We start from the raw sequence: 16200 nt of genomic DNA, 5'->3' as shown, positions 1-16200 counted from the left end.
ACCCCGCAATCAGGAGCTCACGATGCGCTTTCTCCACACCATGCTTCGCGTCGGCAATCTCGATCGCTCGATCAAGTTCTACACCGAACTGCTCGGCATGAAAGTGCTGCGCCGCCAGGATTATCCGGACGGCAAATTCACGCTCGCCTTCGTCGGCTACACGGACGAGCGTGAAGGCACGGTCATCGAATTGACGCACAACTGGGACACCGAGTCGTACGACCTCGGCAGCGGCTTCGGCCATCTCGCGATCGAAGTCGAAGATGCGTACGCCGCGTGCGAAAAAATCAAGGCGCAGGGCGGCACGGTGGTGCGCGAAGCCGGCCCGATGAAACACGGCACGACGGTGATCGCATTCATCGCCGACCCGGACGGCTACAAGATCGAGTTCATCCAGAAGAAGTCGTAACCGGCCCGCACTCAGAGCGCCGGCAGCAACTCGGGCGGATGGTGCTTGAGCGTCTGCCGCGCTTCGCGGAACTCGGGAAAAATCGATTCGACCGTTTGCCAGAAGCGCGGGCTGTGGTTCATCTCGCGCAAGTGCGCAAGTTCGTGTGCGACGACATAGTCGATGATCGACACCGGGAAGTGAATGAGCCGCCAGTTCAGGCGAATCTTACCGTCGCTCGAGCAACTGCCCCAGCGCGTCGCCGCCGATGAAAGCGCGTACGCGCGGTAGTTCACGCCGAGTTTTTCCGCGTAGACATCAAGGCGTTCGCCGAACAGGCGCTTCGCCTCGCTTTGCAGCCAGCCTTGCACGCGGTCCTTGATCTGCTGCGGGTCGGCCTGCATCGGCAGCGGCAGCGCGAGCGTTGCCGCTTTTTCATCGAAAAGCAGCGTGCCGTTCGGCGCGCCAAGCGTCACGCGCACCGGGTGGCCGAGATACGGCACCTGCGCGCCATCTTTCCAGTCGACGCGCGGCAACGCACGCTGTTCGACACGCGTCTGCCATTCGGTGAGCTTGTTAAATATCCAGCGCTGTTTTTCGGCGATCGCGGTTTCGATGTCGGTCAGCGTGACCCAGCGCGGCGCGGTGATCGTGAGCCCCGTGCTGTCGATCGCGAAGCCGATCGAGCGGCGCGACGAACGTTTCAGATGGTAGTAGAGCGAACGCGCGCCAAGCGTAACGTGGCGCAACTTCGTGCCATCGGGCGCAAGCGGCACCGCCGGTTTTTGCGGCGACGGCGATTCGGACAGGCCGGGCGCTTCGAAGAGCGGCAGATCGAGTTGCCGGCTATCGAGCGCCGCGGCGGGTTGCGGCTTGGAAGACTTCTGCATCGGACTCGCTTCACGCTAATACGCCGTCTCGATGACAAATACGACGAAGAGGCGGCGTGCGCGCGTCAGATTTGCGCGGCGGCAGGCGCGTTGTGCCCGGCGCCATAAGCGGCAGGATCGATGCGTCGCATCTCGGCTTCGATCCATGTTTCGACGCGCATGTTCACTTCATCGGGCGTGAGCCCGCGCGTGTCGATCGGCTTGCCGATCGACACCGTGACTATACCCGGATATTTGATAAACGAGTTGCGCGGCCACACACGTCCCGCGTTATGGGCGATCGGCACGACAGGCGCGCCGGTCGCGATCGCGAAGCGCGCGCCGCCGGTTTTGTACTTGCCTTGCTTGCCGGTCGGCGTGCGCGTGCCTTCGGGAAACATGATGACCCATGCGCCTTCTTGCATGCGCCGCTTGCCTTGTCTCGTCACCGACGCAAATGCGTGCTTGCCTTCCTTGCGGTCGATATGAACCATCTTCAGCATGCCGAGCGCCCAGCCGAAAAACGGCACGTACAGCAGTTCGCGCTTGAACACATAGCAGAGCGGCCGCGGCATCAGTGCGGGGAAGGCGAGCGTTTCCCACGCGGACTGATGCTTCGATAGCAGCACGGCCGGGCCATCGGGCAGATTCTCGAATCCCTGCACCCGATGACGGATGCCATTCAAGCCGCGCAGCACCACGAGCACGGATTTGCACCAGCCGACCGCCATCCAGTAGCGGCCGTCCGCGCGCATGAACGGAAATGCGATAAAGCACGCCGTTGCATACGGAGCCGTGAAGACGATGAAAAAGACGAAAAGCAGCAGGGAGCGTATAAAGCGCATCGGTCGGTTCAACGGGTAACGGTGATGCGCACGACGCGCATCAATCCTGTTCTTCGGCGAGGAAGTCCAAAGCAAACGCGCGCAGGTCGTCGTGAATGCGCGTGCCTTCGGGCAGGCCGCCGGCAGCGAGCGTTTTTTGCCCCTTGCCGGTCAGCACCAGATGCGGCGTGAAGCCGAGCGCCGCGCCCGCCTGCAGATCGCGCAGCGAGTCGCCGACCGCGGGCGTGCCTTTCGGATCGACGTCGTAACGCTCGGCGATCATCTTCAGCATGCCGGGCTTCGGCTTGCGGCATTCGCACTGATCTTCGGCCGTGTGCGGACAGAAGAAGATTGCGTCGATGCGCGCCCCGACCATGGCCGCCATCCGATGCATCTTTTCATGCATCGCGTTCAACGCGGCCATGTCGAAGAGGCCGCGACCGATGCCCGACTGGTTCGTTGCGATCGCAATGCGGTAGCCGGCCTGATTGAGCCGTGCGATCGCATCGAGACTGCCGGGCAGGGCGACCCATTCGTCCGGCGACTTGATGAACGCCTCGGAATCGACGTTGATCACGCCGTCCCGGTCGAGCACCACGAGTTTCTTTGTGCTTGCCATGATGTGGGCACTCAGGCGGCGAGCCGCGAAATATCGGCGACGCAGTTCATCTGCTGGTGCAGTGCGCCGAGCAGGGCGAGCCGGTTCGCGCGCAACGCCGGGTCTTCGGCGTTGACCATCACGTCGTTGAAGAATGTGTCGACTGGTTCGCGCAGCGCCGCGAGCGCCGACAGCGCGCCCGTGTACTGCCGTTCCGCGAGCTGCGACTGCACACGCGGCGCGACCTGCTCGAGCTGCGCGTGCAGCGCTTTTTCGGCGCTTTCGACGAGCAGTGCCGTCTGCACGATGGCCGGCGCGCCGTCGGCCGCTGCGCCTTCGGACTTCTTCAGGATATTCGAAATCCGCTTGTTGGCGGCCGCGAGCGATGCCGCTTCGGCAAGTGCCGCGAATTCGCGCACGGCGTCGAGGCGCGCGACGATATCGTCGAGGCGCGCCGGATTCAGCGCGAGCACCGCGTCGATTTCGCCCGCGCCATAGCCGCGCTCGCGCAACAGACCGCGCAGGCGATCCATAAAGAATTCATAGAGCGCGGCCGTCGAATCGGCGACGCCCGGCAGCGCGGCGAACTGCTTGTGCGCGGCGCGCAGCAATTCGACGAGATCGACCGGCAATTGCTTCTCGACCAGAATGCGCAGCACGCCGAGCGCATGGCGGCGCAGCGCGAACGGGTCTTTTTCGCCGGTCGGCTGCAGGCCGATGCCCCAGATGCCGACGAGCGTCTCGAGCTTGTCCGCGAGCGCGACGGTCGTGCCGGTCGCGGTGGCGGGCAGCGCATCGCCGGAGAAACGCGGCTGATAGTGTTCCGAGCACGCGAGCGCGACTTCTTCGGGCTCGCCGTCGTGGCGCGCGTAGTACGTGCCCATCGTGCCTTGCAGCTCGGGGAACTCGCCGACCATGTCGGTTAGCAGATCCGCCTTCGCGAGGCGCGCGGCGCGTTTCGCGAGCGCGACGTCGGCACCTGTCGTTGCCGCGATCTCGCCGGCGAGCGCTTCGATACGCTCGACGCGCTGCAGCGTCGAACCGAGCTTGTTGTGATAGACGACGTTCGCCAGCAGCGGCACGCGGTCCGCGAGCGGCTTCTTCTTGTCCTGTTCGAAGAAGAATTTCGCATCGGCGAGACGCGGGCGCACGACACGTTCGTTCCCCTCGACGATGTCGTCGGGCGTGTCGGTCTCGATGTTCGAGACGATCAGAAAGCGCGAGCGCAGCTTGCCGTTCGCATCGGTGAGCGCGAAATACTTCTGGTTTGTCTGCATCGTGAGAATCAGGCATTCCTGCGGCACCTGCAGGAATTCGTCCTCGAAACGGCATGCGTAGACAACCGGCCATTCGACAAGCGACGTGACTTCGTCGAGCAGCGCGTCGGGCATCACGACCTCGTCGCCGTTCGCATGCGCGAGCAGGTGCGAGCGGATCACGGCCTTGCGGTCGGCGAAGTTCGCGACCACGTGACCGCGGTGACGCAAGGTTTCCGCATACGCCTTCGCATGCTGGATCTGCACGAAGCCCTCGGACAGGAAGCGGTGGCCGAGCGTCGTATCGTCGGCATCGATGCCGAACGCGCTGACGGGCACGATCTGGTTGTCGTGCAGAACCGTCAGGCGATGCACGGGGCGCACGAACTGCACGTTGGTGCCGTCCGGACGCTGGTACGTCATGACCTTCGGGATCGGCAGCTTCGCGAGCGTTTCGTCGAGCGCGGCCTGCAGGCCTTCCGCGAGCGTCGCGCCGGGCGCCGCATAGCGCAGGAAGAACGCTTCGGCCTTGCCGTCCGACGCACGTTCGAGATCGCTGACCGAAAAGTCGGGAAAGCCGAGCGCGGCGAGTTTCTTCGCAAGCGGCGCGGTGGGCTGACCGTTCGCATCGAGCGCGACCGACACCGGCAGCACCTTCTCGCGCACGTGCTTTTCCGGCGCGACCGCGCGCACGTTGTTGACGGTAACCGCGAGGCGCCGCGGCGTCGCATAGCGCTCGAACGACAGCTCGCCTTCGATCAGATCGCGCGCCGCGAGGCGCTGCGCAATACCTTCGGCGAATGCGTCGCCGAGGCGCGCCAGCGCTTTCGGCGGCAGCTCTTCGGTCAACAGTTCGACGAGCAGGGTGGCGTGTTGGGAATGCATGATGTGTTCTTGTCTCGTCAGTCTTTGTCGAACTTCGGCTCGAGCTTCAGCGACGGCGCCCAGGCCGGTTTCGCGGCTTCCTGTTCGTCGGTTTCGAGGCCGGGCACCGCGTGCACCGGATTGCCGAGCATCGGGAAGCCGAGCTTTTCGCGCGAATCGTAATAGGCCTGCGCGACGAAGCTCGACAGATTGCGGATGCGGCCGATATACGCCGCGCGTTCGGTGACCGAGATCGCGCCGCGCGCATCGAGCAGGTTGAACGTGTGACCGGCCTTCAGCACGAGCTCGTACGCGGGCAGCGGCAGGTGCGCTTCGATCATCCGCTTCGCTTCGCTTTCGTAGCTGTTGAAGAACGTGAACAGCAATTCGACGTTCGCCTGTTCGAAGTTATACGTCGACTGTTCGACTTCGTTCTGGTGATACACGTCGCCATAGGTGAGGCGGCGCGTTTCGGGGCCGTTCGGGCCTTGTTCTTCCCACTCGGTCCAGACGAGGTCGTAGACGTTTTCGACCTTTTGCAGGTACATCGCGAGACGCTCGAGCCCGTACGTGATTTCGCCGAGCACCGGTTTGCAGTCGAGTTTGCCGACCTGCTGGAAGTACGTGAACTGCGTGACTTCCATGCCGTTCAACCACACTTCCCAGCCGAGGCCCCATGCGCCGAGCGTCGGATTTTCCCAGTCGTCTTCGACGAAGCGCACGTCGTTCTGCTTCAGATCGAAGCCGAGCGCTTCGAGCGAACCGAGGTACAGGTCGAGGATGTCTGCAGGGGCCGGCTTCAGCACGACCTGGTACTGGTAGTAGTGTTGCAGGCGGTTCGGGTTCTCGCCGTAGCGGCCGTCCTTCGGACGGCGCGACGGCTGCACGTAGGCCGCGCGCCACGGCTCCGGGCCGATTGCGCGAAGGAACGTATGGACGTGCGAGGTGCCGGCGCCGACTTCCATGTCGATCGGCTGGAGCAGCGCGCAACCCTGCTTGTCCCAGTAGGACTGCAGCGTCAGGATGATTTGCTGAAACGTGAGCATGAAGTGCCTTTCCGGCGGGAAGTGCGGCGCGCATTCGAACCGCCGCGGGACCGACCGCTGCATACTCCGGTCCGGCGGCGGGCCGTCGCGCGGCCCAGTGCTAAAACCTTGAATTTTACCGGATTGGCGTTGCGTTGAGACTTTGCGTGCCGCTCAGCCCGGTTCAGTTGACGGGGTCGTTGCGGTTTGCATCATCGTGCGCGGCCTGGTTCGCGTGCTTATCGGCGTGCTTACCGGCGTGTTTGTCGCCGTGCTCGTTGCCATGTTCGTCGGCTTGCTTGCCGGCGTCCTTGCGGCGGCGGTCCGCGCGCGACGGGCCGAACGCGAACCCGAACGCGAGCAGAAACAGCGACGCCGCGAGCACCGTGTTGTTGCCGCTCGCGATGTACGGGGTGTCGCCGGCCATGCCCTGAATCGTCACCTCGAGCGAGCCTTCGGTGAACGTCGGCAGGCGCGCGATGACCTTGCCGTGGTCGTCGATGGCGGCGGTTACGCCGGTGTTGGTCGCGGCCAGCATCGGCCGGCCCGTTTCGAGCGAACGCATGCGCGCCATCTGCAGATGCTGGTCGAGCGCGATCGTGTCGCCGAACCACGCGAGATTCGTCACGTTGATCAGTATGCCGGCCGGCGTCGGGTTCTCGCGGATCGTGCGCGCGATCTCTTCGCCGAAAATATCCTCGTAGCAGATATCGACCGACACCGCCTGGTTATGCACGAAGAATGGCTTTTGCACCGCTGCGCCGCGCGCGAAATCGCCGAGCGGGATGTTCATCAGGTTGACGAACCAGTGGAAGCCCCACGGCACGAATTCACCGAACGGCACGAGATGATGCTTGGCGTAGTGGTACACGCTTTTATCGTTCGGCGTGATGCCGTAGAAGCTGTTCGTATAGTCGACCACCTGACCGTCCGGCGTGATCGTGCCGCCGATCGCGCCGAACAGGATCGACGAGCCGGTCGAATCGGCAAAGCCGCGGATCGTTTCCGCGAACGCGACGGGGATGTCCTGCGCAAGCACCGGAATCGCGGTTTCGGGCGTGACGATCAGGTCGGCGGGCTTCGCGATGATCATCTTCTGATATTCGGCGATTTCCTCGATCACGCTCGCTTCTTCGAATTTCATGTCCTGTTTCACATTGCCTTGCAGCAGGCGCACGCTTAGCGTGGCGTTCGCCGGATGCGTCCATGACGCGAGCGGCAGCAGCAAGCCGGCGGCGATCAGTGCGATGGCAATGGCCGCGGGCGCGACGATGCGTGCGGGGCCCGTTCGTGCGGCGGGCGGGTTGCCGCGTGGATCATGGTTCGTCGCACCACGGCGCTTGCCATTGCCGCGCACGCGCAGCAGCGCCTGCGCAATCAATGCAGCCGTCAGCGCGAGCACCCAGCCGACGCCATACGCACCCGCGAGCGCCGCAAAGCCCGCAAACGGCCCGTCGACTTGCGGATAGCCGCTCGCGAGCCAAGGAAAGCCGGTGAACACCGTGCCACGCAGCCACTCGCCGAGCGCCCATGCGCTCGCGAATGCGAAGGCGCCATGCCACGTCGGCGCAAACGGCGTGTCGTCGGCTTTGCCGTTGCGCGCGTGTCCCGCGCAGAACGACCACAAGGCCGCCGAAAACGCCGGGTATAGCGCGAGATAGATCGAGAACAGCACGACTGCACCGCCGGCCAGCGGCGCGGGCATGCCGCCATAGACGTGCATGCTCACATACAGCCACCAGATGCCCGTCACGAAGTTGCCGAAGCCAAACGCGAAGCCGGTCAGCGCGGCGCTCTTCCAGCCGGTCGCGCGCGTCAGCCACGCATAGAAGAAAACGAAGACCGCGAGTTCGAGCCAGCCGCCATGCGGCGTCGGCGCGAACGACAGCGTGTTGAGGGCGCCCGCGGCGAGCGCCGCGAGATAGTGCCAGCGCGGCAACGCGCGGCCGCCTGCTGCCGCGTCGTTGGGTGTCACGCCACGGGGCAGACGGGAAGGGATCGGGTCGGCCATGTTGCGTTCGTTATGGTGGTGTAGCGTTACGTGCGGTTTATGTGCGGTTTATGCGGGCTACGTGCAGTAGCGTGCGGCGGCGGCTTCCCGCTTACATGCCCCGACTGCTTTCTCTTGCGGCGAGGATCGCGGCCACGGCGTGCGGACTATATACGCGCCGCGCGCGTTCGGCTGCCGCAGCATTGCGGCGCTTGCAGACGGATCCGCAAAGCGCGGTCAGGTTCCCACGTGCTGGGCATCGCGTTCGCGCTGGCCCGCGAGCGGATCCTTGCGCACGAGCAGCATATGAATTTGCCGCGCGTCGGCGCGCAGCACTTCGAAAATCAGGTCGCCCAGCCGCACCTTTTCGCCGCGATGCGGCACGCGCCCGAAGTGATGCGTGACGAGCCCGCCGATCGTATCGTTTTCTTCGTCCGACAGGTGCGTGCCGAATTCTTCGTTGAACTGCTCGATTTCGGTCAGCGCGCGCACGCGGTAACGTCCGTCCGGCGATGCGATGATATTGCCGCTTTCCTCGTCGAAGTCGTATTCGTCCTCGATATCGCCGACGATCTGCTCGAGCACGTCCTCGATCGTGATCAGCCCCGCGACGCCGCCGTATTCGTCGACGACGATCGCGATGTGATTGCGGTTCACGCGAAAGTCGTGCAGCAGCACATTGAGGCGCTTCGATTCCGGAATGAACACCGCGGGCCGCAGCATGCCGCGCACGTCGAATTCTTCTTCCGCGTAGTAGCGCAGCAGGTCTTTCGCGAGCAGCACGCCGATCACGTTGTCGCGATTGCCTTCGTAGACCGGGTAGCGCGAGTGCGCTTTTTCGAGCATGAACGGGATGAAGTCGGCGGGCGCATCGGCGATGTTGATCGCGTCCATCTGTGCGCGGGGCACCATGATGTCGCGTGCGGAGAGTTCCGAGACCTGGAACACGCCTTCGATCATCGACAGCGAGTCGGCGTCGATCAGGTTGCGCTCGTGCGCATCCTGCAGGATTTCGAGGAGTTCGCCGCGTGAGTCGGGCTCTGGCGAGATGAAGTCGGTCAGTCGCTCGAGCAGTGAGCGCTTTTCGGTGGGTTTGTCGCTGGCGGATCGTCGACTGGGATACGTGTCGTTCATGGTAGTGCGCCCGGCTCGTGCCCGGCGCGCTGTTGCAGAGTGTTAAGGATACACCACGCGCATGGCCCATCCGTGTCCCGCCCGGCACGGCCGTATGGCGGGCCGAGGCTGGCCGGCGCGTGACCTGGTTTGGCCCCGGCAGGGCCGCCGGTCGGCGCGCACCGGAGAGTCGGAGGATTCTGCACGGGCGTTCGCCGCGATGCTCGCGGTCGTGCTTGCGGGCGGTGCGTGTTTTTATCGTAACGGATAAACCCGCGGCGTGAGGTGAAGAAATTTAATGTGTGGCCACCGCCGTCGCGGTGCAAGCCGCCGGCCGATGCCATTTTTGCGCGCCGGGGCGCTTTACGTCGGGGTCCGTTCGCCGGGCCCGGTTGCCGGAGTGGCGGCCCCCGCGGCCTGGGCTTGCTGTGCTTGCCGTTCGCAGCGCGCGAGCAGCGCTTCGAGCGCGCGGTCGGGCATGCCGCTTTTGCGCAGTGCGTCGACGGTGCGGCTCACGTAATCGAGCGTCGTGCCATAACGGCCGCATGCGCAGTCGAATACGGTGCGCACGATTTCGTCGGAAAGTTTGCCCGTATAGCTGGGCACGTCGCGGCGCATCACGAACGCAAGCGCGTCGACGCGCCGTCCGTCCGCGAGCACGCACGGCAGCCATGCGGGACGGTATGAACCCATTGCCATTTCGCGGCGCCACAGTGCTTCGAGGTGCGGGATCGAGCCTTCCGCCGCGAGGCGAAACGCGATGCCGCTGCACGAACCGCCACGGTCGAGCGCGAGCACGAGGCCCGGTTGCTCCGGCGTGCCGCGATTCACGCGCGACCACAGGTAGAGCCCACGGTGGTAGCCGTGCACGCGCGAGCGGACGGCTTCGGCGGTCGGCAAACCGGGGTTCCAGATCAGCGAGCCGTAGCCGAACAGCCAGAGGTCGCTCGCGCGGTCCCAGCGTGAGAGCGTTTTATCCATCGACGCACGCAATTCGTCGTCCGAGAGCAGCCGCGATTCGCCGAGCGCCGGCGGATAGCCGGGGCCGTCGGGCTGAGTGCGCGGTGTGGGGTCGGGATGGCGGGCAGTCACGGTGCGTTCCGGATAAGCGGCGCATAAGGGCCGCAATCAGACGTGTGTCGCCGCAGGGCGTCGACCATGACAGCACGACGGCGAAACGCGGCATCAGGCGCGGTTTGACACGCCGTTGCCGCCGCGGGTTCAGCGGTAAGGGTCCGGAAAACCGAGCCCGGCCAGCACGTCCTTTTCGATCGCTTCCATCTCCTGCGCATCGGCATCGTTCTCGTGATCGTAGCCCTGAGCGTGCAGGGTACCGTGAACGATAAGGTGCGCATAGTGCGCGGCAAGCGGCTTATGCTGTTCGGCTGCTTCCTTTTCGACGACCGGACAGCAGAGGATCAGATCGCCGCTGACCGGGTCGTCTTCCGACTCCGCGTACGCAAAGGTCAGCACATTGGTCGCGTAATCCTTGCCGCGATAGGTGCGGTTCAGGGTGCGGCCTTCTTCCGCGTCGACGAAGCGCACGGCCAGTTCCGCGTCGGCGAAAAGCGCCGCCTTGATCCAGCTTGCGACGGTTGTGCGCGGCAGCAGTGCCTTGTGCTCGGGCCATGCTTTCGCCGCGGGAAACTGCAGGTTCAGCGAAAGTTTCGGTGCACGGCTCATTCGGCTTTGGCGCCTGCTCGAGCCTGCGCCGGCGCGGCCGCTTTGTCTTCTTTCTTCGAGTGCGCGTCGTACGCTTCGACGATGCGCGCGACGAGCGGGTGACGCACGACGTCCGCGCTCGTAAAGCGCGTCAGTGCAATGCCGCGCACGTTCGACAGCACCTGCTCCGCTTCGATCAGCCCGCTTTTCTGGCCGCGCGGCAAGTCGATCTGGGTGGTGTCGCCGGTGACCACGGCCTTCGAGCCGAAGCCGATACGCGTGAGGAACATCTTCATCTGCTCGGGCGTCGTGTTCTGCGCCTCGTCCAGGATGATGAACGCATGATTCAGCGTACGGCCGCGCATATAGGCGAGCGGCGCGATCTCGATCATCTGGCGTTCGAACATTTTCGCGGTCTTGTCGAAGCCGAGCAGGTCGTAAAGCGCGTCGTAGAGCGGCCGCAGGTACGGATCGACCTTCTGCGCGAGGTCGCCCGGCAGAAAACCGAGCCGCTCGCCGGCTTCGACCGCGGGGCGCGTGAGCACGATGCGCTTCACCTGATCGCGCTCGAGCGCGTCGACCGCGCAGGCAACGGCAAGATAGGTCTTGCCGGTGCCAGCGGGTCCGACGCCGAACGTGACGTCGTGCGCGACGATCTGCTTCAGATATTCGCGCTGCGCGGGCGTGCGGCCGCGCAGATCGGCGCGGCGCGTATAGAGCTTCGGACCGTATTCTTCGTCGTCTTCGGCGGCGACGTTCGCCGGTTCGTCGAACGGATGATCGGGGTCGCCGCGAAAGCGTGGATCCAACCCGCGCGCGTCCGCTTCGCCATCGCCGTTCGGGCGGCCGTTGTTGCCCGCGGTGTTTGCCGGATGCCGCGATTCGACGAGCGCGAGCTGGATATCGTCGACCGACAGTGGATCGCGCGCGCTGTTGTAGAAGTTTTCGAGCGCATTCAGCGCGACTTTCGCGCCGCGGCCGCGAATGCTGATGCGGTGGCCGCGACGTTGCAGCGTGACGTCGAGCGCCTGTTCGATCTGCCGCAGGTTTTCGTCGAGCGGGCCGCAGAGGTTGGCGAGCCGCGCGTTGTCATCGCGCGGTGCAGTGAATTCCAGTTGTTGCTGAGTGGTCTTCAAGGCGATGGTTCGATCCTGTCGGTGCGCGGCGCGGTGTGCCTGGCGTCGCTCAGTGAGTGGTCTCGGGGGAGTGTTCGTGCGCGAGCACGAGTTCGCCCCTTAACGAATGTGGGTACGCACGGACGATTTTCACGTCGATCATTTGTCCGATCAGCCGCGCATGCGATTCGAGCGGCGCCGGGAAATTGACGACGCGGTTGTTTTCGGTGCGGCCCGCGAGTTCGGTGGTCGGATCCTTGCGCGCCGGCCGTTCGACCAGAATGCGCTCGACCTTGCCGACCATCGCCTCGCTGATGCGCGCGACGTTCTGCTCGATGGTCGCCTGCAAATGTTGCAGCCGTTGCAGCTTGACCTCGCGCGGCGTGTCGTCGTGCAGATTCGCCGCGGGCGTGCCCGGACGCGGGCTATAGATAAACGAGAAGCTCGTGTCGTAGCTCATGTCGTGAACGAGCGACATCGTCTTCGCGAAATCGTCTTCGGTTTCGCCGGGGAAGCCGACGATGATGTCCGTCGACAGCGACAGGTCCGGACGGATCGCGCGCAGCTTGCGGATCACGGACTTGTACTCGAGCACCGTGTAGCCGCGCTTCATCGCCATCAGGACGCGGTCGGAGCCGTGCTGCACGGGCAGATGCAGGTGGCTCACGAGCTTCGGCACCTTCGCGTAGGTATCGATGAGCCGCTGCGTGAATTCTTTCGGATGCGACGTGGTGTAGCGGATGCGCTCGATGCCGGGGATGTCGGCGACGTATTCGATCAGCGTCGCGAAGTCCGCGATGTCGCTCGAGCCGGCGGTCAGTGCCCCGCGATAGGCGTTGACGTTCTGCCCGAGCAGCGTCACTTCGCGCACGCCCTGGTCGGCGAGGCCCGCGACTTCGGTCAGCACGTCGTCGAGCGGGCGCGAGACTTCTTCGCCGCGCGTGTACGGCACGACGCAATAGCTGCAGTACTTGCTGCAGCCTTCCATGATCGACACGAATGCGCTGGGGCCCTCGACACGCGCGGGCGGCAGATGGTCGAACTTTTCGATCTCGGGGAACGTGATGTCGACTTGCGGACGGCCGCTTGCGCGGCGCGCGTCGATCATCTGCGGCAGACGGTGCAAGGTTTGCGGGCCGAATACAAGGTCCACGTACGGCGCGCGCGAAACAATCGACGCGCCTTCCTGGCTCGCGACGCAGCCGCCCACGCCGATCAGCAGATTCGGGTTCGCTTCTTTCAGTTCGCGCACGCGGCCGAGGTCGGAGAAGACTTTTTCCTGCGCTTTTTCGCGGACCGAGCACGTGTTGAACAGAATGACGTCCGCGTCTTCCGGCGTGTCGGTTTTCACGAGTCCTTCAGCGGCGCCGAGTACGTCGACCATCTTGTCGGAGTCGTACTCGTTCATCTGGCAGCCGAAGGTCTTTACATAAACTTTCTTGGTCATCTAGGTTCGCCGTTCGCAGTGGTTGACCTGGGGGCGCGGTTCAAATTGAAGTGGGGTGCAAACGCGGGCCTGGTCCGCAGGCGGCAATTGAAGGGCTATTCAGGGCGCATTCAGGGCGCATTCAAGGCCATTCGGCCGCAATTCGGTATGCAATCGGGGCTGAAGGGGGCGTGTTTGCAGTGTAGTCCGCTATTATAGCCGTTCACCGAGCGCCTTTTCCGGCGCTGGTTTGGGCGCGCCATCCGGGGAATCCGGATAGCCGCAGCGCGCTTCGAGTTCGGCCAGGGCGCGCGTGAAACGCCCGGCCAGAAAATCGAGCAGCACACGCACGCGCGGCGCCATAAAGCGGTTGCGATGGTAAAGCGCGTGCAGCGGCGCGTCCGGATAGCGCCAGCCGGGCAGCAGCACGCGCAGGCCGTCCGAACGCAGATCCGCCTCCACATCCCACATCGATTTCACGACGATTCCGTAACCGCGCAGCGCCCATTCGCGGGCGACGGCGCCGTCGTTCGTTTCGCGCGCGGCGTCGAGCGGCACCGTGTAGACCTCGACCTCGTCGCCGCGCGTAAAACGCCATTCGTTGACGGGGCCGGACGCGGTTGAAAGCACAATGCAGTGAAAGCGCGCGAGGTCGCGCGGATGCTCGGGCTGGCCGTGGCGCTCGACATACTCGGGCGACGCGCACACGACGCGCGGATTCGGCGCAAGCCGCCGCGCGACGAGCGAACTGTCGGGCGGCACGCCGAAGCGGATGGCGAGGTCGATGTCTTCCTGCACGAGGTTCGACAGCGAATCGGACAGCGTGAGGCCGAACGTCACGTCCGGGTACAGCGCGTTGAATTCGTCGAGCCAGTGCATCAGCAGATTGCGGCCGAAATCCGACGTCGTCGAAATGCGTACCTTGCCGCGCACGACGTTCTGGCCCGCCTGCAGCGCCATCTGTGCGTCGTCGAGCGCGCCCAGCGCCTGACGGCAGCCCTGCAGGAACAGCCGGCCTTCGTCGGTGAGCCGCAGTTGCCGCGTCGTGCGTTCGAAAAGTCGCGCCTTCAGGCCGCTTTCGAGTTTCGCGAGGCGCGCGCTGGCGGCCGCGGGCGTCAGGCCCAGCTTGCGTCCCGCGGCGGAAAGGCTGCCCAGTTGCGCGGCTTCGACGAAGAGCCGGATGTCGCCGAGATTGTTGATCTCTTCCATGGTCTTCAGACCGATCTATATTCAAAAAATTTTTGAGAATCCTTCAAATGTTAGGTCAATTCTCAAAGCGACGCTTTGCGCTCACAATGCGTCGCATCGGTGAAAACCCTGGAGCGCTGCCATGCATCTCGACCATGCAACGATCGTGACGCCCGATCTCGATGCGGCGCGCCGTTTCTTTGTCGATGTCGTCGGTCTCGTCGACGGTGCGAGGCCGCCGTTTCGCGTCGACGGCGCGTGGCTGTATGCGGATGGGCGAGCGGTGATTCATCTCGTCGATTCGACGTTGCCCGCGGCTTCGCCCGATGAACCCGCGCCCGGCCGCGTGGCGCCGCGTATCGACCACATCGCGTTTGGCGTCGACAGCCGCGACGCGTGGCGCGCACTCATCGCGCGCATGGAGGCTGCGGGCGTCGCCTACCAGCGCAGTGAAGTGCCGCTCACGCAGCAAGTGCAACTGTTCGTCGCGCTGGCGCCCGGCGTCGTCATCGAATTCGTGACGGCTGCGCAAAACGCGGTCTCGTGAGTCAAGCGATGCGTCGTGCGTGGCCAAATCGCCTGACCTGATCCGAGTCATCCCTGGAGCATCTGGAAATGCCTATTCCGCTGTTAGCGCTGGCCATCAGCGCGTTTGCCATTGGTACGACCGAATTCGTGATCATGGGGCTCTTGCCCGAAGTCGCGAACGATCTCGCGGTGTCGCTGCCGTCGGCCGGCCTGCTTGTGAGCGGCTATGCGCTCGGCGTCGCGGTCGGTGCGCCGCTGCTCGCCGTCATCACGAGCCGCATGCCGCGCAAGATTGCGCTGCAATTGCTGATGGGCGTGTTTATCGTCGGCAACGTACTGTGCGCGATCGCGCCCAGTTACGGTGTGCTGATGGTCGCGCGTGTCGTGACGTCGTTTGCGCACGGGTCGTTCTTCGGCATCGGCGCGGTGGTGGCCGCATCGCTTGTGCCGCTGGAAAAGCGGGCAAGCGCGATTGCGCTGATGTTCACGGGCCTGACGCTCGCGAATGTGCTCGGCGTGCCGTTCGGGACATTTATCGGTCAGCAGTTCGGCTGGCGCGTCGCGTTCTGGATCGTCAGCGCTCTCGGCGTGCTGTCGCTTGCGGGCGTGACCGCGCTCGTACCGAACCGGCATGACAGCGGACCCGCGAACCTCGCTCACGAAGTGCGTGTGCTGAAGGAGCCGCAGGTGTGGCTCGCGCTTGCGATGACGGTGCTGGGCTTTGGCGGCGTGTTCGTCGTGTTCACGTATATCGCGCCGATTCTCGAACAGGTCAGCGGCTTCACGCCGCATGGCGTGACGCTGATTCTCGTGCTGTTCGGTGTCGGGCTCACGGTCGGCAACACGATCGGCGGCAAGCTGGCGGACCGCTCGCTGATGCCGTCGCTGATGGGCATTCTCGCCGTGCTCGCGGTCGTGATGGCGGTGTTCGCGCACACAAGCCATGCACAGATCACCGCGGCGGTGACGGTGTTCGTGTGGGGCATCGCGGCGTTTGCGACGGTGCCGCCGCTGCAGATGCGCGTGGTCGAGAAGGCGGCGGCTGCGCCGAATCTCGCTTCGACGCTCAATATCGGCGCGTTCAATGTCGGCAATGCGGCCGGTGCGTGGCTGGGCGGGCTCACGATCGGGCATGGATATGGGCTCGATGCGCTGCCGTGGGTCGCGGCGGCGGTTGCGATCGCGGCGCTTGTGCTGACCTGGGTGGCAGCGCGGATCGATGCGCCCGCAACGGTTGTGCAGCGTGCGCGCGTTTGAGTGAAGAAGCGGGGCGGCGGCAGTTGACGGTCGCTGCGCGACAGATGCGTGTGCGTGGGCGCGTGCGTGTCACCGCCGCATTGGCGACCGCGCGTTC

14 protein-coding genes and 1 pseudogene are annotated in these 16200 nt (G+C 64.6%); 3 read left to right on the top strand and 12 right to left on the bottom strand.

Going from position 1 to position 16200, the window contains the following annotated elements:
- The first annotated feature begins 22 nt into the window (after window positions 1-22).
- The gene (gene gloA / locus ACYPXD_RS31090) at window positions 23-409 is read left to right on the top strand and encodes a lactoylglutathione lyase (protein ID WP_459721079.1); all 387 of its coding nucleotides are present in this window, start codon (window positions 23-25) and stop codon (window positions 407-409) included.
- A gap of 11 nt (window positions 410-420) precedes the next feature.
- On the opposite strand, the gene ACYPXD_RS31085 is transcribed toward gloA, so the two are convergent.
- The 12 genes and pseudogenes from ACYPXD_RS31085 to ACYPXD_RS31030 form a co-directional block, all read right to left on the bottom strand.
- Window positions 421-1278, bottom strand: a complete 858-nt coding sequence (locus ACYPXD_RS31085) for a M48 family metallopeptidase (RefSeq protein WP_459721076.1) — start codon at window positions 1276-1278, stop codon at window positions 421-423.
- A gap of 65 nt (window positions 1279-1343) precedes the next feature.
- Window positions 1344-2102 (bottom strand): lysophospholipid acyltransferase family protein, encoded by a 759-nt coding sequence (locus ACYPXD_RS31080; RefSeq protein WP_459721073.1) that lies wholly within the window; start codon window positions 2100-2102, stop codon window positions 1344-1346.
- A gap of 40 nt (window positions 2103-2142) precedes the next feature.
- A complete protein-coding gene (gene gmhB / locus ACYPXD_RS31075) occupies window positions 2143-2835 on the bottom strand; it encodes a D-glycero-beta-D-manno-heptose 1,7-bisphosphate 7-phosphatase (RefSeq protein WP_459721788.1) in 693 nt (230 codons plus the stop codon).
- Window positions 2733-4820, bottom strand: a pseudogene (gene glyS / locus ACYPXD_RS31070) (glycine--tRNA ligase subunit beta); the annotation flags it as partial. The gene gmhB and the pseudogene glyS, both read right to left, overlap by 103 nt.
- Before the next feature lie 17 nt (window positions 4821-4837).
- The gene (gene glyQ / locus ACYPXD_RS31065; RefSeq protein WP_459721070.1) at window positions 4838-5845 is read right to left on the bottom strand and encodes a glycine--tRNA ligase subunit alpha; all 1008 of its coding nucleotides are present in this window, start codon (window positions 5843-5845) and stop codon (window positions 4838-4840) included.
- A gap of 163 nt (window positions 5846-6008) precedes the next feature.
- Complete coding sequence (gene lnt / locus ACYPXD_RS31060) at window positions 6009-7835, bottom strand: apolipoprotein N-acyltransferase (RefSeq protein ID WP_459721065.1); 1827 nt, start codon at window positions 7833-7835, stop codon at window positions 6009-6011.
- Window positions 7836-8051: 216 nt separating this feature from the next.
- Complete coding sequence (locus ACYPXD_RS31055; protein ID WP_459721061.1) at window positions 8052-8948, bottom strand: HlyC/CorC family transporter; 897 nt, start codon at window positions 8946-8948, stop codon at window positions 8052-8054.
- Between the two features lie 342 nt (window positions 8949-9290).
- Window positions 9291-10019 carry a gamma-glutamylcyclotransferase gene (locus ACYPXD_RS31050; RefSeq protein WP_459721058.1) on the bottom strand — a complete coding sequence of 243 codons (729 nt, stop codon included), beginning with the start codon at window positions 10017-10019 and terminating at the stop codon, window positions 9291-9293.
- A gap of 129 nt (window positions 10020-10148) precedes the next feature.
- Window positions 10149-10610 carry an rRNA maturation RNase YbeY gene (gene ybeY / locus ACYPXD_RS31045; RefSeq protein WP_459721055.1) on the bottom strand — a complete coding sequence of 154 codons (462 nt, stop codon included), beginning with the start codon at window positions 10608-10610 and terminating at the stop codon, window positions 10149-10151.
- Window positions 10607-11725, bottom strand: coding sequence for a PhoH family protein (locus ACYPXD_RS31040; protein WP_459721051.1), 1119 nt, complete (start codon window positions 11723-11725; stop codon window positions 10607-10609). Before ACYPXD_RS31040 ends, ybeY begins: the two co-directional genes overlap by 4 nt.
- A 49-nt stretch (window positions 11726-11774) precedes the next feature.
- Window positions 11775-13151 carry a tRNA (N6-isopentenyl adenosine(37)-C2)-methylthiotransferase MiaB gene (gene miaB / locus ACYPXD_RS31035; protein WP_459721046.1) on the bottom strand — a complete coding sequence of 459 codons (1377 nt, stop codon included), beginning with the start codon at window positions 13149-13151 and terminating at the stop codon, window positions 11775-11777.
- Between the two features lie 192 nt (window positions 13152-13343).
- A complete protein-coding gene (locus tag ACYPXD_RS31030; protein WP_459721784.1) occupies window positions 13344-14330 on the bottom strand; it encodes a LysR family transcriptional regulator in 987 nt (328 codons plus the stop codon).
- A gap of 130 nt (window positions 14331-14460) precedes the next feature.
- On the opposite strand from ACYPXD_RS31030, the gene ACYPXD_RS31025 reads away from it, so the two are divergent.
- Window positions 14461-14865 carry a VOC family protein gene (locus ACYPXD_RS31025; RefSeq protein ID WP_459721043.1) on the top strand — a complete coding sequence of 135 codons (405 nt, stop codon included), beginning with the start codon at window positions 14461-14463 and terminating at the stop codon, window positions 14863-14865.
- A 68-nt stretch (window positions 14866-14933) separates the two neighbouring features.
- Window positions 14934-16103 carry an MFS transporter gene (locus ACYPXD_RS31020; protein ID WP_459721040.1) on the top strand — a complete coding sequence of 390 codons (1170 nt, stop codon included), beginning with the start codon at window positions 14934-14936 and terminating at the stop codon, window positions 16101-16103.
- The last annotated feature ends 97 nt before the right edge of the window (window positions 16104-16200 follow it).

It is taken from the genome of Paraburkholderia sp. 2C (assembly GCF_054589215.1).
The sequence above is the reverse complement of the archived record's forward strand: the minus strand, read 5'-3'. Positions and strand labels throughout refer to the sequence as shown.